This window comes from Helicobacter sp. 11S03491-1, from assembly GCF_002272835.1.
GTDB lineage: Bacteria > Campylobacterota > Campylobacteria > Campylobacterales > Helicobacteraceae > Helicobacter_J.
In genome coordinates, this window is the sequence record NZ_MLAO01000001.1 from 86,247 (window position 1) to 109,426 (window position 23,180).

At 35.2% G+C, this 23,180-nt stretch carries 30 protein-coding genes; 23 read left to right on the forward strand and 7 right to left on the reverse strand.

The features are described from left to right. Nucleotides 1–3: 3 nt before the first annotated feature. The 6 genes from BKH45_RS00355 to metK all read right to left on the reverse strand — a co-directional run bounded on the left by BKH45_RS00355 (nt 4) and on the right by metK (nt 4,828). Nucleotides 4–993 (reverse strand): beta-ketoacyl-ACP synthase III, encoded by a 990-nt coding sequence (locus BKH45_RS00355; protein WP_095273485.1) that lies wholly within the window; start codon nt 991–993, stop codon nt 4–6. Continuing rightward, nucleotides 993–1,982, reverse strand: coding sequence for a phosphate acyltransferase PlsX (gene plsX, locus BKH45_RS00360; RefSeq protein ID WP_095273486.1), 990 nt, complete (start codon nt 1,980–1,982; stop codon nt 993–995). Before plsX ends, BKH45_RS00355 begins: the two co-directional genes overlap by 1 nt. A 64-nt stretch (nt 1,983–2,046) precedes the next feature. Then, a complete protein-coding gene (rpmF, locus tag BKH45_RS00365) occupies nt 2,047–2,196 on the reverse strand; it encodes a 50S ribosomal protein L32 (RefSeq protein ID WP_095273487.1) in 150 nt (49 codons plus the stop codon). A gap of 17 nt (nt 2,197–2,213) precedes the next feature. Continuing rightward, on the reverse strand, nt 2,214–2,567 hold the full coding sequence (locus tag BKH45_RS00370; protein ID WP_095273488.1) for a hypothetical protein: 354 nt from the start codon (nt 2,565–2,567) through the stop codon (nt 2,214–2,216). A gap of 7 nt (nt 2,568–2,574) precedes the next feature. Then, entirely contained in the window at nt 2,575–2,988 is a 414-nt protein-coding gene (gene ndk / locus BKH45_RS00375) for a nucleoside-diphosphate kinase (protein WP_095273489.1), read from the reverse strand. 679 nt (nt 2,989–3,667) lie between these two features. Then, a complete protein-coding gene (gene metK, locus BKH45_RS00380; RefSeq protein WP_095273490.1) occupies nt 3,668–4,828 on the reverse strand; it encodes a methionine adenosyltransferase in 1,161 nt (386 codons plus the stop codon). 183 nt (nt 4,829–5,011) lie between these two features. Between metK and BKH45_RS00385 the strand changes: the two genes are divergently transcribed. Beyond that, on the forward strand, nt 5,012–5,608 hold the full coding sequence (locus BKH45_RS00385) for a peroxiredoxin (RefSeq protein ID WP_095273491.1): 597 nt from the start codon (nt 5,012–5,014) through the stop codon (nt 5,606–5,608). Nucleotides 5,609–5,672: 64 nt separating this feature from the next. Here BKH45_RS00385 and BKH45_RS00390 read toward each other — a convergent pair whose 3' ends face one another. Continuing rightward, nucleotides 5,673–6,305, reverse strand: a complete 633-nt coding sequence (locus BKH45_RS00390) for a class II aldolase and adducin N-terminal domain-containing protein (RefSeq protein WP_095273492.1) — start codon at nt 6,303–6,305, stop codon at nt 5,673–5,675. A 237-nt stretch (nt 6,306–6,542) separates the two neighbouring features. Between BKH45_RS00390 and BKH45_RS00395 the strand changes: the two genes are divergently transcribed. From BKH45_RS00395 to BKH45_RS00500, 22 genes are all read left to right on the forward strand, one after another. Further along, a complete protein-coding gene (locus tag BKH45_RS00395; RefSeq protein WP_095273493.1) occupies nt 6,543–7,334 on the forward strand; it encodes an HrcA family transcriptional regulator in 792 nt (263 codons plus the stop codon). A 20-nt stretch (nt 7,335–7,354) separates the two neighbouring features. Further along, complete coding sequence (grpE, locus tag BKH45_RS00400) at nt 7,355–7,885, forward strand: nucleotide exchange factor GrpE (RefSeq protein ID WP_095273494.1); 531 nt, start codon at nt 7,355–7,357, stop codon at nt 7,883–7,885. 22 nt (nt 7,886–7,907) lie between these two features. Beyond that, a complete protein-coding gene (gene dnaK, locus BKH45_RS00405; RefSeq protein ID WP_095273495.1) occupies nt 7,908–9,797 on the forward strand; it encodes a molecular chaperone DnaK in 1,890 nt (629 codons plus the stop codon). Nucleotides 9,798–9,949: 152 nt separating this feature from the next. Next, on the forward strand, nt 9,950–10,078 hold the full coding sequence (locus BKH45_RS00410) for a lipopolysaccharide 1,2-glucosyltransferase (protein WP_095273496.1): 129 nt from the start codon (nt 9,950–9,952) through the stop codon (nt 10,076–10,078). A 17-nt stretch (nt 10,079–10,095) separates the two neighbouring features. Then, nucleotides 10,096–11,025, forward strand: a complete 930-nt coding sequence (locus tag BKH45_RS00415) for a glycosyltransferase (RefSeq protein ID WP_180675546.1) — start codon at nt 10,096–10,098, stop codon at nt 11,023–11,025. 65 nt (nt 11,026–11,090) lie between these two features. Beyond that, on the forward strand, nt 11,091–12,002 hold the full coding sequence (rfbA, locus tag BKH45_RS00420; protein WP_095273498.1) for a glucose-1-phosphate thymidylyltransferase RfbA: 912 nt from the start codon (nt 11,091–11,093) through the stop codon (nt 12,000–12,002). Beyond that, nucleotides 12,003–13,028: a radical SAM protein gene (locus tag BKH45_RS00425; protein WP_095273499.1), complete on the forward strand. Its 1,026-nt coding sequence runs from the start codon at nt 12,003–12,005 to the stop codon at nt 13,026–13,028. A gap of 27 nt (nt 13,029–13,055) precedes the next feature. Beyond that, the gene (locus BKH45_RS00430) at nt 13,056–14,126 is read left to right on the forward strand and encodes a DegT/DnrJ/EryC1/StrS family aminotransferase (protein WP_095273500.1); all 1,071 of its coding nucleotides are present in this window, start codon (nt 13,056–13,058) and stop codon (nt 14,124–14,126) included. After that, nucleotides 14,060–14,824 carry a glycosyltransferase family 10 gene (locus BKH45_RS00435; RefSeq protein ID WP_095273501.1) on the forward strand — a complete coding sequence of 255 codons (765 nt, stop codon included), beginning with the start codon at nt 14,060–14,062 and terminating at the stop codon, nt 14,822–14,824. Before BKH45_RS00430 ends, BKH45_RS00435 begins: the two co-directional genes overlap by 67 nt. A 64-nt stretch (nt 14,825–14,888) precedes the next feature. After that, entirely contained in the window at nt 14,889–15,173 is a 285-nt protein-coding gene (locus tag BKH45_RS00440) for a hypothetical protein (protein ID WP_095273502.1), read from the forward strand. 81 nt (nt 15,174–15,254) lie between these two features. Continuing rightward, entirely contained in the window at nt 15,255–16,004 is a 750-nt protein-coding gene (locus BKH45_RS00445; protein WP_095273503.1) for a galactoside O-acetyltransferase, read from the forward strand. 1 nt (nt 16,005) lies between these two features. Next, nucleotides 16,006–16,653 (forward strand): acetyltransferase, encoded by a 648-nt coding sequence (locus BKH45_RS00450; protein WP_095273504.1) that lies wholly within the window; start codon nt 16,006–16,008, stop codon nt 16,651–16,653. Next, a complete protein-coding gene (locus BKH45_RS00455) occupies nt 16,650–16,886 on the forward strand; it encodes an acyl carrier protein (RefSeq protein WP_095273505.1) in 237 nt (78 codons plus the stop codon). The genes BKH45_RS00450 and BKH45_RS00455 overlap by 4 nt, the downstream gene beginning before the upstream one ends. Then, complete coding sequence (locus tag BKH45_RS00460; protein ID WP_095273506.1) at nt 16,883–17,965, forward strand: ketoacyl-ACP synthase III; 1,083 nt, start codon at nt 16,883–16,885, stop codon at nt 17,963–17,965. The genes BKH45_RS00455 and BKH45_RS00460 overlap by 4 nt, the downstream gene beginning before the upstream one ends. Beyond that, complete coding sequence (locus tag BKH45_RS00465) at nt 17,966–18,202, forward strand: acyl carrier protein (protein WP_095273507.1); 237 nt, start codon at nt 17,966–17,968, stop codon at nt 18,200–18,202. Nucleotides 18,203–18,367: 165 nt separating this feature from the next. Continuing rightward, nucleotides 18,368–19,024, forward strand: coding sequence for an acetyltransferase (locus tag BKH45_RS00470; protein ID WP_095273508.1), 657 nt, complete (start codon nt 18,368–18,370; stop codon nt 19,022–19,024). A 15-nt stretch (nt 19,025–19,039) separates the two neighbouring features. Then, complete coding sequence (locus BKH45_RS00475) at nt 19,040–19,255, forward strand: acyl carrier protein (protein WP_095273509.1); 216 nt, start codon at nt 19,040–19,042, stop codon at nt 19,253–19,255. Continuing rightward, on the forward strand, nt 19,255–19,971 hold the full coding sequence (locus BKH45_RS00480; RefSeq protein ID WP_095273510.1) for an SDR family oxidoreductase: 717 nt from the start codon (nt 19,255–19,257) through the stop codon (nt 19,969–19,971). Before BKH45_RS00475 ends, BKH45_RS00480 begins: the two co-directional genes overlap by 1 nt. Before the next feature lie 8 nt (nt 19,972–19,979). Further along, nucleotides 19,980–20,825: an AAC(3) family N-acetyltransferase gene (locus BKH45_RS00485; RefSeq protein WP_095273511.1), complete on the forward strand. Its 846-nt coding sequence runs from the start codon at nt 19,980–19,982 to the stop codon at nt 20,823–20,825. Continuing rightward, entirely contained in the window at nt 20,822–21,109 is a 288-nt protein-coding gene (locus BKH45_RS00490; RefSeq protein WP_095273512.1) for a hypothetical protein, read from the forward strand. The genes BKH45_RS00485 and BKH45_RS00490 overlap by 4 nt, the downstream gene beginning before the upstream one ends. Beyond that, nucleotides 21,096–21,533 (forward strand): SDR family oxidoreductase, encoded by a 438-nt coding sequence (locus tag BKH45_RS00495; RefSeq protein WP_257874469.1) that lies wholly within the window; start codon nt 21,096–21,098, stop codon nt 21,531–21,533. Before BKH45_RS00490 ends, BKH45_RS00495 begins: the two co-directional genes overlap by 14 nt. 128 nt (nt 21,534–21,661) lie before the next feature. Then, nucleotides 21,662–23,179 (forward strand): amino acid adenylation domain-containing protein, encoded by a 1,518-nt coding sequence (locus tag BKH45_RS00500; RefSeq protein ID WP_095273514.1) that lies wholly within the window; start codon nt 21,662–21,664, stop codon nt 23,177–23,179. The last annotated feature ends 1 nt before the right edge of the window (nt 23,180 follow it).

Sequence of the window (23,180 nt, forward strand, 5' to 3'; positions counted from 1 at the left end):
CTCTTACCCCCCAAAATATAGCAATGCTGAACCCCAAGTAACTCCTCCTCCAAAAGCATCTAAAAGCATCAGATCACCATTTTTAAGTTTCCCACTTTCATAAATATCATTCATTGCCATAGGGATACTTGCCGCAGAAGTATTTCCATATTTTTGAACAGTGATGACTACTTGCTCTGAAGAAAAATTAAGTTGTTCGCCTACTGCGGAAATTATTCTAAGATTGGCTTGATGAGGAATAAAAAAATCAATATCTTCAGAGGAAACATTGTTTTTTTTCATAATCTTTTCAACATCATTTGCTAATGTCTTCACCCCTAATTTAAATGTTTCATTTCCCTTCATTTGTAAATATGGGCTCAGAGAACTTTGTTTTAAAAAATGACTTTGCCTAACAACTCGCGGCGTAGATAACAAATCACAATAAGTCCCATCTGAAGAAATATGAACATCTACAATAGAATTTTTCTTATCACAACTAGCGCTCACAACAGCTGCTCCTGCCCCATCACCAAACAATACACAAGTGCTTCTATCCTCAAAATCAAGCACACTGCTCACTTTTTCTGCTCCAATAATAAGAATATGCTCATAAGTCCCTGACAGGATAAACGCTTTTGCCAATGAAAGCAAATAAATAAAACCTGTGCAAGCTGTGGTAATATCAAAAGCCGGTCTATCTCTAATACCCAATTTCGCACTGATTAAACAAGCAGTAGAAGGCATGCCTAAATAATCCGGGCTTAAGGTTGCTACCATTACCAAATCAATATCTTTAGTTTGCAACCCCGAACGCTCCAAAGCTATCCTACCTGCCTCTGCACCCAAATCGCTACTATTTTGATCATCAGAAGCAAAATAACGCTCCAAAATCCCCGTGCGCTTTTGTATCCATGTATCACTTGTATCTAAAATCTTTTCAAAATCTGCATTTTTAACACATCTTTTGGGAACATAAGAAGCAATTGACTTTAAAGAAGCATATCTTTCCATCACTTTCCCTTATGGCTAAAGGCTTGAGTTATTTTTTCACAAACATCTGCCTCTATAGCTTTAATAGCCTGATAAATAGCACACTCTATAGCCCTGTCATTACTTTTGCCATGACTAATAATCACAGTTTTATTAACTCCCAGCAACGGAGCACCTCCGTATTCAGCATAATCCATTTTCTTTTTGAGATTATAAAATGCCCCCTTCAACAACAAACCACCCAAAATTCTCAACATAGAAGACTTAATTTCTTTTTTAAGAATTGAATTGATTGCAATAGCTACTCCTTCACTTGCTTTTAAAACAATATTTCCACTAAAACCATCACAAACAACCACGTCAATACTGCCATTAAAAATATCATTACTCTCGACATTACCCTTAAAAAATTCATAAGATTTTAAACTTTTAAAGGCTTCTTTGGTCAAGTCATTCCCCTTAGAATCTTCTTCCCCATTTGCCAAAAGACCTATGCGAGGAGATGGATAGCCCATCACACTTTTAGCATACTCATAACCCATAATTGCAAAATCTACCAAATATTCAGGTTTGCAATCAGTGTTTGCTCCTGCGTCTAAAATCATGCTGGGATGTGAAGCAATTGTGGGCATTAATGTGCAAATAGCCGGTCGTGAAACACCCTCAATCCTCCCAACCCTCAAGGTCGCTAGACTCATAGTAGCCCCACTATGACCTGCTGAAACAATAGCATCTGCTTGAGAATTCCTAACAAGCTCCATCCCTTGGTATATTGAGGAATCTTTTCTCTTTGCTGCCACCGACGCAGATTCTTCCATTTTGATATAATCCAAACAATGAACAATCTGAACTTTACTTGCTATATCTTTTGAAATAAGCGGCTTTATGAGTTCCTCATTCCCAACAAGTATAGCTTGAAAATTCTTATTATCTAAAGCTTTTCTTACTCCATCAACAATAGGCGAAACACCATTATCTGCACCCATAGCATCAATCACTATTTTTAACATAACTTCTTCTTGTAATTTGAAATACTAAGATTTACATTCTTAGTTAAAATTCTTAAAAAAATAATTATTTATAAGAACCTGTAAATTTGTTGATGTGATGAGGCATTTTCCAACTTCCATCTTTATCTCGAACAGGGCGTGCCAATGTTACTTTATAATGCGTCCTTCTTTTTGCCGCTCTTGTTTTACTCACTCGTCTATCCGGAACTGCCATTTTATACTCCTTATAATTTAATCTTTGGTGTGATAATCTGCCTTAATAGATTCTATTTCACTTTCCAAGATATATCCCATATCAATAAAACCATCAAAAAACTCAATGACATCAAAATCATCAGGTTTTAATCTTTGGTTTTGTATATTCCATATACCATCTGAAATATACAAAACCAAAGATTCGTCAAAATTTTTTATAAAAGCATCACCACTACGATCACAAATTAATTCTAAAGAACCCTTCAAATAAGCATCCATAAGAAACAGATTTGAGGATTTGCGATAAATTTCACCCTCAAGCCTAAGCCCTTGATTTTCCATACAAAAACTTTTTGGGACTTGGGTTATTTTTCTCATTTCTATCTTCATCTAAAAACTAACAAATTTCCCTTTTTGAAAAGAAAAATTCGATTTCCATTTTTGCATTTTCTAAGCAATCACTACCATGAACAGCATTTGCGTCAATACTTTCTGCAAAATCTGCTCGAATAGTCCCTGTCTTTGCCTCTTTTGGATTAGTAGATCCCATTAATTCTCGATTTTTCAGGACTGCATTTTCACCTTCAAGCACTATTACAACAACAGGACCACTTGTCATAAACTTCACCAAATCATTAAAAAAAGATCTCTGTTGGTGCACGCCATAAAAAGCTTGCGCATCAAAACTTGAAAGTTGAACTTTTTTAATTGCAGCAACCCTTAAACCATTGCTCTCAAAACGATCAATGATCTTGCCTATAACTCCCTTTTTAACCCCATCAGGTTTAATAATTGAAAGCGTCTGTTGCATCAACCAAACTCCTTAATATTGTTTTGTTAATCTCATAAATAAAACGTTGATTATACATAAAAATTACATTTAAAACACTTAAAACGATATTTTTCAAACCATTTATCTCTATATTCATTCTGCATATATAAATATATTATTTATATTTTTATATTTTTCTTTGATTAGAATGCCAAAATACGTAACAAAATTACCAACATCGTTATTTTAAGATTTGCAGAATATTTTTTTAGTATTTTTAAATATTGCCAGTTTTTCAATTTCATAGCTTCTAAATATTGTATTCTTTACATTATTAAAAAAATAATATCTTTTTAGATTATCAATCATAACCTTATTCTAAAATATTTTTATCATTGAACTAAAAACAATAAAAGCTAAAAAATATAATATCTATATTTTACCATATAATTCAAAGTATATAAAAAATAATCCCATTTCATTTATTCTTATAAAATTAAAGTTATAGAAAAATAGGCAAATACTTGTATTTACAAAATTATCTTCATCATGAATATTATTTTATTAAGATAACCATTGATTTCAAAAACATAATCCATAAAATATCTTAAAAATACAAGCATCCATCATTATTTAGTAAGTTATTTTTATAACATAAAACTACATTATTTTGTTAATTTTTAATCTTTAGCATGTCAAGCTTTTGAACAATTAATTATTAACGGATGCCAAAAAACTCTTTTATTTCACTTATTTTGTCTGTTTTTTCCCAACTAAATTCAGGCAACTCTCTTCCAAAATGACCATAAGCAGATGTTTTTCTATAAATAGGACGCAATAAATCCAAACTTTCTATAATCCCCCTAGGAGTCAATCGGAATACTTTTCGGACACAAGCTTCAATCTGCGAATCTTCAAATTTTGAACTTCCATGCGCATCAACATAGATAGAAACAGGCTCTACTACACCAATAGCATAGGCTAACTGGACTGTAGCTCTCTGGCATACCCCTGCGCTAACCAAGTTCTTAGCAACATATCTAGCCGCATAAGCTGCGCTTCTATCGACCTTACTGGGATCTTTTCCGCTAAAAGCACCTCCACCATGTGGGCAACTTCCCCCATAAGTATCTACAATAATCTTTCGTCCTGTCAAACCTGCATCGCCTTGTGGACCACCAATCACAAATTTCCCTGTAGGATTAACATGATATTTGATGTTATCATTGAGGTATTCTTTAGGTAGAATTTTATGCACAATTTCTTCTATCACCGCTTCTCTTAAATGCTTTTGTTCCACTTCCGGAGAATGTTGGGTAGAAATCACTATCGTATCGATACAAACAGGTTTGCCATCAACATATTTTACAGTTACTTGAGACTTACCATCAGGACGTAAAAACGGAAGTGTGCCATCTTTTCTTCTTTGGGCAAGTCCTTCTGTTAATTGGTGGGCTAACCAAATGGGCAAAGGCATCAAAGTAGAAGTCTCTTTACAAGCATAGCCAAACATCAGACCCTGATCTCCTGCACCTATCTCACCATCAGCACGATCAACGCCCTGATTAATATCCGGACTTTGTTCTCCAATCCCATTCAAAACAGCCGCACTGCGATAATCAAAACCATACAAAGCATCTGTATAGCCAATACTTTTGATCACTTCCCTTGCAATTTCTTGCATAGGAGCATATACAGATGTCTTCAACTCTCCTGCAATGACGCAAAACCCATTTGAAACAAGAGTTTCACAAGCAACTCTGGCATTTTTATCTCTTCCTATAATATAGTCTAAAACTGCATCGCTGATTTGATCAGCCATTTTATCCGGATGACCTTCTGTTACAGATTCGGAGGTAAAAAGAAACTCATTTTTCATAAACTCACCTTGTATTTAAATTTTTTGAGATTGTAGCACCTTTTTATAAATATGACCCAAAAATGAAAACTCTATTTTATCAATGTTGGGCATCAATTAACTTTCAATTGTTATCATGAACAAATGATAATTATTATTCGTTATCAAAATTTTAGATTTTAAAATTCATCAAGGAGAATTAGAATGTTAGTAACAAAAAAAGCCCCTGATTTCAAAGCAGCCGCAGTATTAGGCAATAATCAAATTGTAGAAAATTTTGAACTTTCAAAAAATTTAGGCAAAAATGGCGCTATTATATTTTTCTGGCCAAAAGATTTTACATTTGTATGTCCCTCTGAAATCATTGCTTTTGATCACCGTGTCAAAGATTTTCAAGCAAAAGGTTTTAATGTAATTGGTGTATCTACAGATACGGAAGTCGTGCATTTTGCTTGGAAAAATACTCCTGTAAATCAAGGCGGTATTGGAAATGTAACTTTTCCAATGGTAGCAGATATTACAAAACAAATTTCCAGAGATTATGATGTGCTTTTTGAAGGAGCAGTAGCCCTAAGAGGTTCTTTTCTGATTGACAAAAACCAAATTGTTCGTCATGCTGTTATTAATGATCTTCCATTAGGAAGAAATATTGATGAAATGATCCGTATGGTTGATGCTCTCTTGTTTTTTGAAGAAAATGGCGAAGTGTGCCCTGCAGGATGGAGAAAAGGCGATAAAGGTATGAAAGCTACTCACGATGGTGTAGCACAATATCTGGCCCAAAATGCAGATAAACTTTAAAAACTATTTTAAAATTCTAAGGTAATAAAACCTTAGAATTTTATTAAAATTTTTTTCCCTCATATCAACCTATATCAAATCTTCCCTCATTAATATAACCCGCATCAAGCATACCACCCAGATACAAAACCTTGCAACTATTCTCAATCAAAGCAATAATTTTTGCTAAAGCATGCAGATCTCTGTGATAGGCATAAATACCATAGCCTCTGATAAAAATAAAATTCTTTTTGGATTGTTTAAAATACCTCAAAATATCAATATCTGCTCTCTCATACCAACTATCATAATCTTTTGGATCAAAAATATCAATCTGTTTCCCCAAAAAACGATACCCAAAATAATCCTTAGGCAACAAAACGCTATGCTTAAGAGAATAAGCTACGCTATAAGGAGGCATAGCATAAACAGCAAAACGAGCTTCTGTGAGACTTTGATAGATATTTGAATGGATAAAAGAATCTATGCTTGCTTCTTGCCAACGATAATCTTCTTTATCATGGAGCATAATCAGAGAATCATTATTTATCCTATCAAATATGGCGTCTTTTTTGTTGATCAAAAAACGATTTTGAGATATTCTTGCAGATATAGACCCATGAAAAACACCAAAAAAACTTTTCCTAAACATTGCTAAGGATATGCTACTAATTTCATTGATCAGATTTTGATCGATATTTTTTATATGTATATTCATAAAATATATTCTATCATGTTTTATTGCCAAAACCAAACAATTACATTCATGATAAAGTCTTTGTTACAGATATTTCAAGAAATGACATTAAGAATATTTAGTTTATTAACTTATATAAGTTTATATCAAATGACTAAAGTTTGATATTTTTTAGCAATATTTTTATATGAATGCTAATTCTATTTACTTTTTTTGGTATAATAAGACAAACAATTTTTCAGGATTAAGGTTTTAGCTATGAATCGTAAAAAAGATTTGCTTTTAGATAAAATCATTCAAAGATATATCGAATCTCAAGAACCCATTGGTTCAGAATCTCTAAAAATGTCTTTGAGTATCAAAATCTCTTCGGCAACCATAAGGAATTACTTCAAAGTTCTCTCGGATGAAGGTATTTTGATGCAAACTCATATTAGTAGTGGCAGAATCCCTACTTACATAGCGCTCAAAAACTATTGGAGAAATAAAATCCATTATCAAGATACATGCTTGCAAACCAATATCCAAAAATTTCAAAAAGCCTGTCAAGAAAATGGTATTTTTGGCATTATCAAAGAAAAAAACACCCAAACCCTCAAAGATGTCCTCAATCACGACAATCAATTCTTGATTCTCGTTTTTGAAGATGATCAAATTGCCCTGCCCTTTAATCATTCTATAGAGAGGTTTGTAAAAGAACTCATAGGGTTAGAAATAGAAGATATCAAGAAGATAGCTTATCAAGTTTGCGCAATGAGTTTAGTCAAAAAATTGGAAAAAGCGACACAAACTCCAAAATTACATTATTCCGGCATAAAATTCTTGAGTTTCATGTTGGAATACCAAGAATTTCAAAAATTATTTTTTGAAATTATAGAAGGGAAAATTTTTGACAAACTGGATAAAGGAATTTATTTCGAAAAAACCATCCCTCAAGGCAATATTGGCATCATGCAAGACATTAAGCTACAAGAAAAAAATGCGAGAATGTTTTGTGTAGGGAAATTAGATAAAAATTATGCAAATTTTTATGAAGAAATCGCTTCATAAACCCAAAATAAGGAGTAAAAATGGAAAATGATTCTACCCAAACAGAAGAAAAAGATATCGCCCAACAAGACGATCAAACACAAAACCAAGAACAAGAAAATACCCTGGAACAGGAGGATTATCAAAAGAAGTATCAAGAATTACAAGAAAATTATGTCCGTGTCCATGCGGATTTTGAAAATACCAAAAAACGTCTTGAAAGAGACAAATATCAAGCGCTTGAATATGCTTATGAGAAAATAGCGCGTGATTTATTGCCTATCTTAGACACACTTGAAAAAGCTCTTGAGAGTGCCAAAGACGCGCAATCAAGCGAAGCGATTGCACAAGGATTGGAACTGACAATTGAAAATTTGCATAAAGTATTAGCCAAGCATGGGATTGAGGCGATCAAATGTGATGAAAAATTTGATCCAAATATCCATGATGCAATCATGCAAGTCCCCTCTGATCAAAAAGAGGATGGTGATATTGTTCAGGTTTTGCAAAAAGGCTATAAATACAAAGAAAGAGTGCTTAGACCGGCAATGGTAAGTATCGCAAAAAATTAAATTCAACACAAAGGATAAAAAAATGGCAAAAGTAATAGGAATTGACTTAGGAACAACTAACTCTGCAATGGCAGTTTATGAAGGCAACGAAGCAAAAATTATCGCCAATAAAGAGGGTAAAAATACCACTCCTTCAATTGTTGCTTTCACAGACAAAGGGGAAATTTTGGTTGGGGAACCTGCTAAAAGACAAGCAATTACCAACCCGCAAAAAACTATTTATTCTATCAAAAGAATCATGGGCTTGATGTTTAATGAAGACAAAGCAAAAGAAGCAGAAAAAAGACTCCCCTACAAAATTGTTGATAGAAATGGGGCTTGTGCAATAGAAATTGCTGATAAAGTCTATACTCCCCAAGAAATTTCTGCAAAGATTTTAATGAAGATCAAAGAAGATGCTCAGGCCTATTTGGGTGAAGAAGTTACAGAGGCTGTTATCACCGTGCCGGCGTATTTCAACGATAGCCAAAGAAAAGCAACCAAAGAAGCAGGGACTATTGCAGGGCTTAATGTATTGAGGATCATCAATGAGCCTACCTCAGCTGCTCTTGCTTATGGACTTGACAAAAAAGAATCTGAAAAAATCATGGTTTATGATTTAGGTGGGGGGACTTTTGATGTAACTGTGCTTGAAACAGGGGATAATGTCGTAGAGGTATTAGCAACCGGCGGGGATGCATTTTTAGGTGGAGATGATTTTGATAATAGGATCATTGATTGGGCTGCCAAAGAATTCAAAGATGACACAGGTATTGACATCAAATCAGATGTCATGGCACTCCAAAGACTCAAAGATGGGGCTGAAAATGCCAAGAAAGAGTTGAGTTCTGCCCAAGAAACTGAAATCAATCTACCCTTTATCACTGCTGATGCCAGCGGTCCTAAGCACTTAGTCAAAAAGCTTACTCGCGCTAAATTTGAAAGTTTAATTGATGATCTCATCGATGAGACAATCAAAAAAATTGATTTTGTTATTAAAGATGCTAATTTGAGCAAGACCGACATCTCTGAAGTTGTCATGGTAGGTGGTTCTACACGTATTCCAAAAGTCCAACAAAGAGTCAAAGATTTCATAGGCAAAGAACTCAACAAATCTGTGAATCCTGATGAAGTTGTTGCTATTGGAGCAGCTATCCAAGGTGGGGTGCTTAAAGGAGATGTCAAAGATGTCTTATTGCTTGATGTTACTCCTTTGAGTTTGGGGATTGAGACACTTGGAGGTGTGATGACAAAGGTGATTGAAAGAGGCACAACTATTCCGGCCAAAAAAGCCCAAGTCTTCTCAACAGCTGAAGATAACCAACCTGCTGTATCTATCCATGTTTTACAAGGAGAAAGAGAACTTGCCAGAGATAATAAATCATTAGGAAAATTCGATCTTACAGGGATTCCGGCTGCTCCCAGAGGAGTGCCTCAAATTGAAGTTACTTTTGATATTGATGCCAATGGTATCCTTACTGTTTCAGCAAAAGATAAAGCAAGTGGTAAATCTCAAGAGATCAAAATCTCCGGTTCAAGTGGTCTCTCTGATAGCGAAATAGAAAAAATGGTCAAAGATGCTGAGCTCCACAAAGAAGAAGATGCCAAGAGAAAAGAAGCTATTGAATCCAGAAACCAAGCTGATTCCCTGGTATATCAAACTGAAAAGAGTCTGGCAGAACTTAAAGACAAACTTGAAGCAAGCGAAGTGGAAAAAATCCAAAAAGCCCTTGATGATCTCAAAGAAACATTAAAAAATGAAAATGCCTCAAAAGAAGAAATTGACACAAAACTCAAAGCCTTAACAGAAGCAAGTCATAAGTTAGCAGAAGCAATGTATGCCAAAGAAAATAACGCCCAAAATACTAACAATCCAAGTGGATCTGCAAATAGTAAGAAAGATGATGATGTCATTGATGCAGAAGTTGAATAATTGATTTAACTTCACATATCTTTGGCATATCTTCTCTTAGACTCTATAGTTTGGCTATAGGGTCGTTTTTATCTTCTATGTATTTTTATCTTGCATTAATGAAGATTTTTATAAAATCTCTTTAAATCTTGAAATTCAAAAGGTTATTATTTATGGATAAAAAACACATTATCCCTATTATGTTTTGTTTCGACACTCATTATGTAATCCCGGCGGCTATAGCTTTTTATTCACTCCTGAAAAATGCTAAAAATATTTCAGTGGGGGGGGGGGGCAGATAGAATATAGACTCTATGTCTTGCATAATGATATTTCTCAAGAACAAATTCAAAAACTCCAACAAATCATTTCAGCTTTTAATTTTTCTTATTTGGAATTTATCCATACAAAAAATCTTTTTGATGACTTATGGGATAAAATAATCTCCAAAAATCACTTCAGCAAAGAAGTATTTTATAAACTTGTTGCTTCAAGATTCTTTCCTCAATATGACAAAATTATTATTAGTGATGTAGATGTTGTTTTTCTTAATGATATTAGTGAGAGTTTTTTAGCACCGGATGGGCATCAAAAATACTATTTAGCCGGTATTAGATCCAACAACCCTAAAGATATTTTCCCGCTTACAGGCTGGAAAGAAGGGTATAAAAAGTTTTCGCAAGAAGAATTTCAAGCTGTTCAAAATGGCATAGGAGGAGGGTATTTCATCGCTAATCTCAAACAAATACGCCAAGATAATATAGAGCAAAAATTCCTTGATTATACATTCAAAAATGCACATAAACTTGTTCTTGCCGAGCAAGATGTGCTAAATATTATTTGTTATCCTTATATCCAATCTCTGAGTTTAAGGCATATGATTAGCCACAGCGCATGGGAAAGATATGGAGAGAAATGGGAAAAATTGATCCCTCATTTTTATTCCCAAGACCAGATCAATCAAGCCAGGCTGGAACCCATACAACTTCATTATGATGGGGATAAAAAGCCATGGAAATACCCTGATGTCCCCAAGTCAAACTTGTGGTTTTATTATCTGTCCCAAACCCCATTCCATCAAGAGTTTCTCAACCAACTCCCAAAAACTATTCTTGATATTTATCGCAAGAATCAATTAAGCTGTAAAATCAAATTTTATATCCGTAAAAATCCCTTATTTTTTCTCAAACTCAACTTCTACAAAAAACTAAATGCCAAGCTTAAAAGACAGGTAAAAACATTAAGATAAATCTTAAAAACTTTAGGTTAAAATATCTTATAAAATGAAATTAAACTTGAAGCTGAAGGATTTTTTTGAAGGGCATTATTTTGGCAGGTGGGAAGGGCACCAGACTTTATCCTACGACACTTACCGTATCAAAACAGCTTCTCCCTATCTATGACAAACCTATGATTTACTACCCTCTTTCAGTCCTCATGCTTGCTAAAATTCGTGAAGTCCTTATTATCTCTACACCCAAAGATACTGCAAAATTTCAAGAAATATTTGGCGATGGCGCTTGGCTTGGCATGTCTATAAGCTATTGTGTGCAGCCTCAACCCAACGGCTTGGCTGAGAGTTTTATATTAGGAAAAGATTTTGTAGGCAATGATAGCGTATGTCTTGTGCTGGGAGATAATATTTTTTATGGGCAAGGCTTTAGCCAAATTCTTCAAAAATCCTCTCAACTTCCCCCTCAAAATGGTGGGGCTATTGTTTTTGGTTATTTTGTCAAAGATCCCGGTAGATTTGGGATTGTCAGCTTAGATAAAAATTTTAATGCCACCGGCATAGAAGAAAAACCGCAAAATCCCAAAAGTAATCTTGCTTTAACAGGATTGTATTTTTATGATAATTCTGTGCTTGAAATTGCCAAATCCCTCAAACCCTCCTCAAGAGGAGAACTTGAAATTACAGATGTCAATATTGCCTATCTCAAACAATCTCAACTTAAAGTGGAGATTCTGGGGAGGGGATTTGCTTGGCTGGATACAGGCACGCATGATAGCCTTATAGAAGCAAGTAGTTTTGTCCAAACAATCGAACACCGACAGGGCTATAAAATCGCTTGCATAGAAGAAATCGCTTATAATAACGGCTGGATTGATGCAGCTGCTTTGACCCAAAGAGCCCAAGAGTTGAAAAAAAGCGGGTATGGAGAATACCTTATAAAATTACTGAATAACCCAAGCTTATACCCAACTACAACTATAGGAAAAAACTAAATGCAAAAAAAAATAAATAACTTTAATTCAGATGAAAAAATATTGCAATATACCAATAAAATAGACTATTTTTTTAATTCCCACAAAACACTAATCGTTACAGAATTGGATTTGACCAACAAATGCAATCATCGATGTCCGGGTTGTTGTGGTCATAATGAGAATAATGCAGAACTATCCAAACAACAAGTTGAAACAATCGTAGAAGGACTCAAAAGCCTGGACAATAAAGGCGTCATTTTATCCGGTGGAGGAGAACCTACCATTAGCCCTTATTTTGAATACGCCATCCATCTTATCAAAAATGCCGGCATGAATATCGGATTGAATTCACATGGAATGAATCTTGATGAGCACAAAGCAAGGATTATCGCAAGCAATTTAGAATATTTTAGAATCAGTCTGGATGCAGGGAGTCCGGAAATGTATGAAAAAATTCACGGAATGAAGCCTCATCATTTTCAAAAGACTCTTGAAAATATTGCCTTATTTTCCGAAATCAAAAAAGAACTCAATTCCAAAACCAGTTTTGGAGTGGGATTCTTGACTTCAGAACTTACGCAAGGGGATATGGAGTCTTTTGTCCAACTCGTCAAAGAAAGAGGGGCAGATTTTGCGCAATTTAGACCTTTTACCGGCAACACTCTGGATATTTTGCCTTTACTGGAGGAATTGCGCGCCAAATACGAAGACAAAGATTTCAAAATCGTTGCAAGCTACCAAAAATACAAAGAAATGAGTGATGTTTCTTATCGCGGGTATGATAAGTGTCATGGGATGTTTTTTTCCACAGTCATTAGTGCAGATTTCAAAGTATGGGCATGTTTGCATTTCAGACAAAGTGATAAGCACTTTTTAGGGGATTTGTCAAAACAAACGCTAGAGCAAATATGGAGAGGATCTAGAATTCGCGAAGTCTATAATGCTATTAATTGTGCGCAATGCCCGATACTGTGCAGAAATGATAGCTTTAATCGGACACTCAATAAGCTCAGTTTAGAAGTTACCAATAGCGAATTTTTATGATTATCAAAAGTCTATGGAAGGAATTTTATGCTTATCAATGTCAATAAGCCTTATTTGCCTGATCCTAAAAAATATCAAAAGTATCTTGATAGAATCTGGCAAACAAACCACTTAACCAATTTTGGACCTCTAAGCAGAGAATTAGAGGAAAAGTTATGCGCTTATTTAGATGTAAAAAATCTATTGTTTGTCAATAATGGAACTATTGCACTCCAAATTGCTTATACTCTTATGGGGTTAAAAAGTGGCGATGAAGTCATCACCACTCCTTTTAGCTTTGTAGCTACAACAAGCACCCTTTTGTGGGAGAAGCTCCAAACTCGATTTTGTGATATTGACAAAAATACCTTTTGCCTTCACAGCGATCTTCTTCCCTCACATATCACCCCACAAACAAAGGCAATTTTGCCTGTGCATGTTTTTGGCAATCCTTGTGATGTAGAAAATATTGAAAATATCGCTCAAAAACACCATCTCAAAGTCATTTATGATGCTGCCCATGCCTTTGGAGTAACCTATAAAAATAAAAGTATTTTTCACTATGGAGATGTAGCTACCCTTAGTTTCCATGCAACCAAGCTTTTCCACACTATTGAAGGAGGGGCTATTATTTGTAATGATAGCGCCATGATTGAAGAAGCCAAAAAAATCATTAATTTCGGACTTTTTAATAACTACCCTCAAACATTAGGTATCAATGCAAAAAATAGTGAATTTCATGCTGCTATGGGATTGTGTATTTTAGAAGATATGGATTTCATTCTCCAAGAGAGACAAAAAATTTGGGAATATTATTACCGACATTTAAAAGATACTTATAGTATGCAAGAATGCAACCCTCATGCAAACAACAATTACCACTATTTCCCTATATTGTTTGAAGATGAAGGTAAGCTTACACAAGCCCTAGAGCGACTCAATCTTGAAAGTATCTTTCCCAGAAGATATTTTTATCCCAGTTTGGATACATTGAACTTCAACCCTTCAAGCTGCCCTTGCCCCATTTCCCAAGACATAGCAAGCAGGATTTTATGCTTACCCTTGTATGTTGGACTTACTCAAGACGCACAAGACAAAATTATCCAACTCCTAAAATGAAACCGATTATAAAACTAAAAATACTTGATTGGTGGAGGGGTGAAAAGTTCGAAGAAAATTATTTTGTCCAAAAACTTTCAGAAAAATATCACATTGTAGAAAGTCAAGACCCTGATTATGTCCTTTATTCGGTATTTGGATATGAACATGCCAAATATGATTGTATCCGTATTTTTTTCACAGGCGAAAATATCTGCCCTGATTTTAATATTTGTGATTATGGCATTGGATTTAATCATCTGCATTTTGAAGACAGATATATCCGATACCCCTTATTTTTACTCTATGAAAAAGACCTCCAAAGAGCGATAAATAAACATCATTTTACAGACAAAATCCTCAAAGACAAAAACAAATTCTGCAATTATATCTATTCTCACTCTAATAGCTCCCGCTTAAGAGAGGAATTTTTTGATTTTTTAAGTTTGTATAAACAAGTCGATAGCGCAGGATCTTATCGCAACAATATTGGAGGAGCATTGCCAATATTAAAGGGTGATTTTTCAAGCAGCAAGTATGAGTTCATGAAACACTACAAATTCAGTATCGCTTTTGAAAATTCCTCTACAAGCGGCTACATTACAGAAAAAATTCTCCAAGCTTTTGGAGCCCAAACTATACCTATTTATTGGGGAGACACTACAATAAGTCAATGGGGGGGGGGGCATAAACAAAAAAGCCTTCATCAATGCCCATGATTTTAAAAATTTCGATGCCCTAGTCCAAAAAATCATCGAAATTGATAAGAATGATACTTTATTTATGGATATATTAAGAGAGCGTGTTTTTTATGATCAAAACTACCCGCATAAGAAACTCCGGGATTTGATGGAATTTTTTGATCATATTTTTTCCCAAGACTTAGCCGGCGCAAATCGAAGGAAAAACCAACATTGGTTCAAAAACTATGATGGGGCTTATTTGCAAATGACTTCTATGCTAAAAACAAAACAAAAAATAAGCCAAATGCGCTTTTTCAAGCTACTCAAAAAATTAGGGATTATTCATACCCTCAAATCCCTCTACAAAATGCTAAATCTAAAATAAATCATCAAATCCCACAAAATAAATCTATTCCAATCTCTAAACATTTAAGATATAATTGCAATAAAAAATTTTAGGCACTCTATGAATACCAGCTTTTATACTCAAGAAGAATTACAAAACCTGAACTTCAAATCCATAGGCAAAAACGTTCTTATAAGCAAAAAAGCAAGCATTTATCAAGCCCAAAATATTTCTATCAAATCCAATGTAAGGATTGATGATTTTGTTATCCTCTCAGGTCATATTGAGATTGGCAATTATGTTCATATCAGCACAGGAAGTGTCCTCATGTGCAAAGAAGAAGGGATTTATATTGAGGATTTTGCCTCTGTGAGTATCCACTCTAAGATACTTGGGAGTAGTGATGATTTTTTGGGAAATGGGCTTGTGGGTCCTTGTGTAGATGAAAAATACAGGAGAATAACCTCAAAACCAATCGTGCTGGGAAAATATTCTCTCCTGGGATGCAATTCTATCATATTGCCCGGGGGGAGCTTAGCAGAGGGGGTAAGTGTGGGGGCTTTGAGTCTGGTGAGTCGCCCGACAAAATCTTGGGGTGTTTATTTTGGCATCCCTGCCAGAAGAATCCTGGAGCGCAAAAAAGAAATTCTCAAGCTTGAAGAAGAATTTTTAAGCCAAAAATCTCAACGGGGGGGGGGGCAGGTAAAACTCATTCCTCCTTTAGCCTTTGCTTATTTTACTTATATCATCTTGATGACCTTATCCAAAGAACAAGCCAAAGCTATCAGATCCTCTATTTGCTTAGCTTCTTTTATGAACTCTATGACTTCTCCTTGTTATCCCTCTTATATTTCCAAAAGAAGTGCTTGAGATGAAAAATATCTTTTTTATTGGAGCAGGAGGATTTGGGAGTGAGTGTTATCAGTATTTATCAGATGTGATGGCTACAGATAAAAGTATTGTTTTTAAAGGATTTCTTTCTACAAGCAATGATTTAGCTCCTTATGGATTGGAGTCGTTTTTTTTAGGGCATTATGATGATTATGATTTTCAAGAAGATGATTATATTGTTATTGCTATTGGTATGCCTTTGGCACGTTATAGACTTTATCATTTATTCAAACAAAGAGGGGTGAAGTTTTATAACTTGATTTCTCCAAAAGCTTTTGTTACCAATACCCATAATATTGGGGAAGGCAATATTATAGCGCCATTTAGTGGCATTGGCTTAAATACTCTGATAGGAAATGCCAATATCATTGGAATGTATGCCTTAGTAGGGCATGATTGCAAGGTAGGGAATTATAATTTTATCAGCTCTTATGTTTCTTTTGGTGGGGGAGCAAGCGTGGGTGATTCGAATTTCCTCGCGCACAAAGTAACCCTCACGCCCAAAACAAACATTACCCATAACTGCATCATTTCGGCAAATTCAGTCGTATCCAAACAACTCAAACCCAACTCTATCGCCCTTGGTAACCCTGCAGAAGTCATCGGCACAAATAAGGAGAACTCATGAACAAAACAGAAGAAAAAATCAAGCAAATCATCTGCGAACTTAGGGTAGATATTGAACCTGCTGAAGATACACAATTTATTGAGGATGGGATATTTGACTCTTTTGATATTGTATCTTTGGTGGCATCTTTAGACAAAGAATTCCAAATCTCTATTGATGGGAGTAAAATTACGCCTCATTATTTCAACACCATTGCAGATATTGCCAAATTGGTTGAGGAAAGCAAAAGATGAATTTCAGATTTTATAACAAAAAAATCTCCTCTATTATTTCTATTTTGCCCAAAAATGAAAGCTACTTTGATGATGAAATTAAAAACTATAATTTTCCCCCTAAAAAATCTCAAATACTCAAAGAATTGATGGGTTATCATAAACACAGAATTTCCGGCGAAAACCAACTTGCTTCTGATTTTATCATCAAAGGCTTCAAGCAACTTTTTGAAGACAAAATCATCAACCCCGACGAAATTGATGCTTTTATTTATATTACTCAATCTCCTGATTATCTCATCCCACAAACTTCAACTATCATACAAGATAAGGTCGGGTTAAAAAAAGATATTTTATGTTTTGACTTCAATCAAGGCTGCGCCGGTTTTATACATGGATTATTCCAAGCATTTTTTATGCTCGATAATCCCAATATCCACAAAGTAGCTATAGCCAATACAGATATTTTAAGCAAAAAAGTCAATAAAAGAGACAGGAATAGCTACCCGCTTGTAGGCGATGGAGGCAGCATCACTATTGTAGAAAAAATTGCACAAAAAGATGAAAGCAAACAAGAGATTTTTTGCTATAACAAAACCTTTGGCGAAAATGCGCTCGCTATCCACATCCCCGCAGGAGGGTTCAAACTTCCAAGCAATCCCAAAAGCTCCCAAGATTTTCAAGACAAAGATGGCAATATCAGAAATTTGGACAATTTGGTGATGGAGGGGGCTTCAGTGTTTAGCTTCGTCCAAGAATATGTCCCAAAGATGGTAGAATCACTCCTCCAAGATGCTCACCTCAAAAAAGAAGAGATTGATTATTATATTTTTCACCAACCCAATAAATTTATGCTTCAAAAGCTTGCGGATAAATTAAAAATCTCTTATGAAAAAATGCCTAATAATATTGTAGAAAATTTTGGCAATGGAAGTGGGATAACTATCCCCTTAAATTTGTGCTTCAACCTCACTGAAGAACTAAAATCACAGCCCCTAAAATTATGTTTAGGTGGGTTTGGGGTGGGGCTAACTTTATCCGGGATTATCATGGATATCAACAAAATCCCCTATCTTAATATCATCACTATGGAGGAATAAATGCAGCCCCTTACAGACAAACTTCAAGAATTGCTTGATATCCCAACCTTGCAACCTAATGAAGCACTCTGTTGTTTTGAAGAATGGGATAGTTTGGCAATGATCGCCCTTATGTCATACGCGCAAAAGCACTATGGTGTTTTTATCAATCTTGATGAACTCTGCAGCGCTCAAACACTTCAAGATATTTGTGATCTCATTGAAACTAAAAAATCTCAACGGGGGGGGGGCAGGTAAAACTCATTCCTCCTTTAGCCTTTGCTTATTTTACTTATATCATCTTGATGACCTTATCCAAAGAACAAGCCAAAGCTATCAGATCCTCTATTTGCTTAGCTTCTTTTATGAACTCTATGACTTCTCCTTGTTATCCCTCTTATATTTCCAAAAGAAGTGCTTGAGATGAAAAATATCTTTTTTATTGGAGCAGGAGGATTTGGGAGTGAGTGTTATCAGTATTTATCAGATGTGATGGCTACAGATAAAAGTATTGTTTTTAAAGGATTTCTTTCTACAAGCAATGATTTAGCTCCTTATGGATTGGAGTCGTTTTTTTTAGGGCATTATGATGATTATGATTTTCAAGAAGATGATTATATTGTTATTGCTATTGGTATGCCTTTGGCACGTTATAGACTTTATCATTTATTCAAACAAAGAGGGGTGAAGTTTTATAACTTGATTTCTCCAAAAGCTTTTGTTACCAATACCCATAATATTGGGGAAGGCAATATTATAGCGCCATTTAATTCTATCGCCGCAAATGTCAAAATAGGTATTGGTAATATCGTCAATGGATTTTGTGCAATAGGACATGATTGTGTTATTGGAAATTTCAACGTCATCAATTCCCACTGTGGGTTTGGAGGATTTACCTCAATGGGGAATGGAAACTATGCAGGTATGGGAACTATGTTTTTCCCAAAATCAAAAATTGGCGACAACTGCAAAATTTCAGGGGCAAGTGTTGTTTTTAAACGTATCAAAAATAACTCCATCGCATTTGGTAACCCTGCTGAAGTCATCGGACAAAACGAATTCTTTAATTTTAACCCATAAAACAAGGAGTAACAAATGGAAAAAATCTATAAAAAACTGCAAGATATACTAGAGCTTGATGTTATCAATGATAAAGATTTATTAGAGGATTTTGAAGATTGGGATAGTCTCAGCATCATTACACTGATTACATTTTTGGATAAAGAATACGGCATAGTGCTTTATACCAATGAAATCAAATCAGCCAAAACTGTAGGTGATCTGGTCGCACTCATCCAAAAGAAACGATAATGAACTCCTATATTTTGCTCACAGGGGCAAATTCCGGAATCGGTCAAACCATAGCAAAAAAACTCTCCATTAAGCACAATTTGATTTTATGTGCCAGAGACACAAACAGACTTCAATCAACACGCAACTCACTACACAATCCCAAAAATCACAAAATATTTTTAGCCGATCTCAACGACATTACATCACTTGAGAAATCAATACATTTGCTACTTCAAGAGATGGAAATTGAATCTTTTATCCATTGTGCAGGTATCAACTACGCTTCTTATGCGAAAAAATTCAGTTATGAAGAAATGCTTTTTTGTGCAAATGTCAACCTCTATTCTGCAATGAGTATCTGCAAGGCTCTATTGAAAAAAAATACAAAAAAATACTTGAAGAATATCATCTTCATCTCAAGTATTGCAAGCAAAAAATGTGAGGCCGGAGATGGATTTTATGCTTCTACTAAGGCAGGATTAGATGCTTATATGAAAAGCTTGAGTTTAGAGCTTGCCCCTGAAATTAAAGTCAATTCAATCTTGCCCGGTACTATATTTGACACCAAAATGGCAAAAATCATTTATGATTCACAAACCAAAGAAAGGGTTCTTAAAAAATACCCTTTAGGGGAAGGGAGAGTAGAGGATATTGCAGAAGCGGTGGCATTTTTGCTCCAATCCGGATGGATCACCGGTCAGCAAATTGTTGTTGATGGTGGCTATAGCGTTTAAGGAAAACTATGGAAGAAAACAATCTCATCTTATTTACCCATCAGAACAACCCTATTACCAAAAATGACATTGCCCAAGCCCTAATGGAAATCAAAGCCCAAGAGTGCGATTATTTATTTATCCACTCTGAGCTAAGCTTTGGAATTCCCAATGCCGCATTGTCAAAACAAGAATTACTGGGGCATCTTTTTGATATTTTTGCTTCATTAAATGTGGCTAATTTGATCGTCCCTACTTTTAGTTTTAGCTTTTGCGCTAAAGAAGATTTTGATCCTTGCCACACCAAATCCCCCATGGGAATTTTGAGTGAATATTTTAGGAAACTCCCACAAGCCAAACGCACTCTAGATCCCCTCATGTCTTGCGCGCTTATTGGCAAAGATACCACGCTTCTGGATATTGGCAAACACTCTTGCGGGAAAGGATCTGTTTTTGACAAACTCCACCACAAACAACACGTTAAATTTCTCTTCTTTGGCAATAGAGTTTGTGATTGCTTCACTTATTCTCATTATATAGAAAAAATGCTAGAAGTCCCCTACCGGTATGACAAAAACTTTGAAGGGAATATAATTTTACCAAATGCGATCAAAAAAGAGACTTTTATTTTGCCTGTGAGGTATGCTAATGTAGAAGCCTTTAAAGATGACACTCTCAACAAAACTCTCAATAGCTATCATGCCATCAAAGAAGCCAAAATCGGCAAAACACAAATCCAAATCGTTGATGAAAAAACTTCTTTTGACACCATCACTCAAGCAATTTCAGACAATATAGATTTCATGCTTGAATACCCTTATCCTAGAGATTTTCTAGATAAAACTTATATTTATGAAAAAAAGACAGCCCTATGAAATACGTATTCTTGACAGGAGCAAGTTCGGATATTGGCACTCAAATTGCCACTACTTTATCCAAAACTTATCCCCTACTTCTCTGCGGCAGAGAAGAAAAATCTCTCGATAAAATCTTACCCCAATTAGATCCCAAACAACCCCATCAAAAACTTCTCCTGGATTGCAACCAAATAGCAACTATTAAGCCACAATTACAGAATTTCTTAGGGGGGGGGGGGGATAATAGAATCCTTTGTCCATTGCGCAGGAAATTCAAATTTTGGCTCTATCAAACATTTTGATTATTCCTATGCCCTAGAGACATTCAATATCAATCTTTTCTCTTGTTGTGAGATCATGGCTGCTTTGCTCAAAAAACCCAATCAAAATCATCTCAAAAATGTTATCCTCATCTCAAGTATCAGCGCAAAAATAGGCTATAAAGGAACTTCTGTCTATGCTGCTTCCAAGGCGGGGTTGGACTCTTTAAGCAGGAGTTTATCCCACGAACTCTCTCCCCAAGTAAGGATAAACTCTATTATATTAGGCAATATCCAAACACGCGCTACCCAACATCTCCAAGATACTCTTTTGGCCCCTCCATTAGGAGTAGGGAAACCTCAAGATGTATCTTATTTGGTAGAATTCTTGCTTTCTGCGCGCTCCGGTTGGATAACAGGGCAAAATATTGTCCTTGATGGGGGTAAAACCTCCGTTGGGTATTAAGCACGGTTGTGCTATAATTACGAAAATTTTATCAAAATAATTAAAAAGCGCCATCGTGGTAATCACATTCAGTACTGAAATAAAAAAGCCTTATAGCGCAAAAAATAAATCAAATAAACAGGTCTTAGATGAAAATCAATGTGATTGAGTATTTACAAATAACCCTTGCAAAATACCCCCATAAAATAGGCTTCATAGATGCCAATCAATCCATGAGTTTCCAAGATTTTTACCATCTTGCTTGTAATCTTTCGACTCATTTAAGCAAAAATCACTTGCCTGAGCACCCTAGTGTCATCGCTATCTTTCTTCCCAAAAATATTCAAGCACTCATAAGTCTTACAGGGATTTTATTATCAGGGAATATTTATATGCCCTTAGATATTAAAAGTCCTCAAGAAAGACTCGAAGCTATTGTGAAGAATATATCCCCTGCTTTGATAATTACGGATGAAGAAAATAAAAAGAAGTTAGAAGGATTATTTGAGGATAGAAATATTTTGATCATAGAAGATCTTTTAACCCCTGTTGTTAATACCATCACCAATTACCAACACCTTATTGATACCGATCCGGCTTATATTATCAATACTTCCGGTTCAACAGGAGTTCCTAAGGGAGTGGTTGTTTCTCACCGATCCATTATTGATTATATTGAATGGATTTTGAGTGAAGAAAAAATAAGACCTAAACCTGAAGATATTATAGGCAATCAATCACCTTTTTATTTTGATAAATCTCTCTTTGACATCTACCCCACATTTGCAATCGGCAATAAACTCATACTCATTCCTGAAGAAAAATTCTTATTCCCTGCCCAAAGCCTTCAATATCTTGAAGAAAAAAATATCAATTATATTTATTGGGTGCCCTCCATCCTCACTCAAATAGCTAATTTGGATCTACTCTCAACCATACGCCCCAAGCTTGAGAGAATCTTTTTTGGCGGGGAAGCTATGAGTCCAAGAGTTTTGAATTATTTTAGGAAGCATTATCCAAATGCAATTTTTGGCAATCTCTATGGACCTAGTGAAATCACAGATATTTGCGCTTACTATTTGGTAGATAGAGATTTTGAAGACACACAACCTATCCCTATAGGCAAACCTTGCAAAAACACTCAAATATTCCTTCTTGATGAGCATAACCATCTCATTACCCAACCCTACCATATTGGCGAAATTTATATTCGCGGGTCTTGCTTGTCATTGCAATATTTCCAAAACTCTCAAAAATCAACTCAAGTTTTTATCCAAAATCCCTTGCATAACAAATACTATGACAAAGTATATCAAACAGGGGATCTTGCTCAGTATAACTCCTATGGAGAACTCATCCTGGCAGGACGCAAAGACTATCAAATCAAACATAATGGCTACCGCATAGAACTTGGTGAAATTGAAATGGCTTTAGGAGACATGAAAGCCTTGCAAAATCTCTGTGCCTTGTATGAAGATAATCAAATCATCTTATGCTATCAAAGCCATCAAAAAATTGACAAAAAAGAAATTATCAGTCATCTCAAGAACAAAATCCCCAAATATATGTATCCTCAACGATACATCCGACTAGATGCTCTGCCCTTGAATGCAAATGGCAAAATTGATAGAATGGCTATCAAAAATATTATCAAAACACAAAGCTAGA

What these genes read in the sequence shown, in the direction of transcription:
- BKH45_RS00355 (WP_095273485.1), bottom strand. Translation starts at nt 993, where the DNA reads ATGGAAAGATATGCTTCTTTAAAGTCAATTGCTTCTTATGTTCCCAAA.
- plsX (WP_095273486.1), bottom strand. Translation starts at nt 1,982, where the DNA reads ATGTTAAAAATAGTGATTGATGCTATGGGTGCAGATAATGGTGTTTCG.
- rpmF (WP_095273487.1), bottom strand. Translation starts at nt 2,196, where the DNA reads ATGGCAGTTCCGGATAGACGAGTGAGTAAAACAAGAGCGGCAAAAAGA.
- BKH45_RS00370 (WP_095273488.1), bottom strand. Translation starts at nt 2,567, where the DNA reads ATGAAGATAGAAATGAGAAAAATAACCCAAGTCCCAAAAAGTTTTTGT.
- ndk (WP_095273489.1), bottom strand. Translation starts at nt 2,988, where the DNA reads ATGCAACAGACGCTTTCAATTATTAAACCTGATGGGGTTAAAAAGGGA.
- metK (WP_095273490.1), bottom strand. Translation starts at nt 4,828, where the DNA reads ATGAAAAATGAGTTTCTTTTTACCTCCGAATCTGTAACAGAAGGTCAT.
- BKH45_RS00385 (WP_095273491.1), top strand. Translation starts at nt 5,012, where the DNA reads ATGTTAGTAACAAAAAAAGCCCCTGATTTCAAAGCAGCCGCAGTATTA.
- BKH45_RS00390 (WP_095273492.1), bottom strand. Translation starts at nt 6,305, where the DNA reads ATGAATATACATATAAAAAATATCGATCAAAATCTGATCAATGAAATT.
- BKH45_RS00395 (WP_095273493.1), top strand. Translation starts at nt 6,543, where the DNA reads ATGAATCGTAAAAAAGATTTGCTTTTAGATAAAATCATTCAAAGATAT.
- grpE (WP_095273494.1), top strand. Translation starts at nt 7,355, where the DNA reads ATGGAAAATGATTCTACCCAAACAGAAGAAAAAGATATCGCCCAACAA.
- dnaK (WP_095273495.1), top strand. Translation starts at nt 7,908, where the DNA reads ATGGCAAAAGTAATAGGAATTGACTTAGGAACAACTAACTCTGCAATG.
- BKH45_RS00410 (WP_095273496.1), top strand. Translation starts at nt 9,950, where the DNA reads ATGGATAAAAAACACATTATCCCTATTATGTTTTGTTTCGACACTCAT.
- BKH45_RS00425 (WP_095273499.1), top strand. Translation starts at nt 12,003, where the DNA reads ATGCAAAAAAAAATAAATAACTTTAATTCAGATGAAAAAATATTGCAA.
- BKH45_RS00430 (WP_095273500.1), top strand. Translation starts at nt 13,056, where the DNA reads ATGCTTATCAATGTCAATAAGCCTTATTTGCCTGATCCTAAAAAATAT.
- BKH45_RS00435 (WP_095273501.1), top strand. Translation starts at nt 14,060, where the DNA reads ATGCTTACCCTTGTATGTTGGACTTACTCAAGACGCACAAGACAAAAT.
- BKH45_RS00440 (WP_095273502.1), top strand. Translation starts at nt 14,889, where the DNA reads ATGGATATATTAAGAGAGCGTGTTTTTTATGATCAAAACTACCCGCAT.
- BKH45_RS00445 (WP_095273503.1), top strand. Translation starts at nt 15,255, where the DNA reads ATGAATACCAGCTTTTATACTCAAGAAGAATTACAAAACCTGAACTTC.
- BKH45_RS00450 (WP_095273504.1), top strand. Translation starts at nt 16,006, where the DNA reads ATGAAAAATATCTTTTTTATTGGAGCAGGAGGATTTGGGAGTGAGTGT.
- BKH45_RS00455 (WP_095273505.1), top strand. Translation starts at nt 16,650, where the DNA reads ATGAACAAAACAGAAGAAAAAATCAAGCAAATCATCTGCGAACTTAGG.
- BKH45_RS00460 (WP_095273506.1), top strand. Translation starts at nt 16,883, where the DNA reads ATGAATTTCAGATTTTATAACAAAAAAATCTCCTCTATTATTTCTATT.
- BKH45_RS00465 (WP_095273507.1), top strand. Translation starts at nt 17,966, where the DNA reads ATGCAGCCCCTTACAGACAAACTTCAAGAATTGCTTGATATCCCAACC.
- BKH45_RS00470 (WP_095273508.1), top strand. Translation starts at nt 18,368, where the DNA reads ATGAAAAATATCTTTTTTATTGGAGCAGGAGGATTTGGGAGTGAGTGT.
- BKH45_RS00475 (WP_095273509.1), top strand. Translation starts at nt 19,040, where the DNA reads ATGGAAAAAATCTATAAAAAACTGCAAGATATACTAGAGCTTGATGTT.
- BKH45_RS00480 (WP_095273510.1), top strand. Translation starts at nt 19,255, where the DNA reads ATGAACTCCTATATTTTGCTCACAGGGGCAAATTCCGGAATCGGTCAA.
- BKH45_RS00485 (WP_095273511.1), top strand. Translation starts at nt 19,980, where the DNA reads ATGGAAGAAAACAATCTCATCTTATTTACCCATCAGAACAACCCTATT.
- BKH45_RS00490 (WP_095273512.1), top strand. Translation starts at nt 20,822, where the DNA reads ATGAAATACGTATTCTTGACAGGAGCAAGTTCGGATATTGGCACTCAA.
- BKH45_RS00500 (WP_095273514.1), top strand. Translation starts at nt 21,662, where the DNA reads ATGAAAATCAATGTGATTGAGTATTTACAAATAACCCTTGCAAAATAC.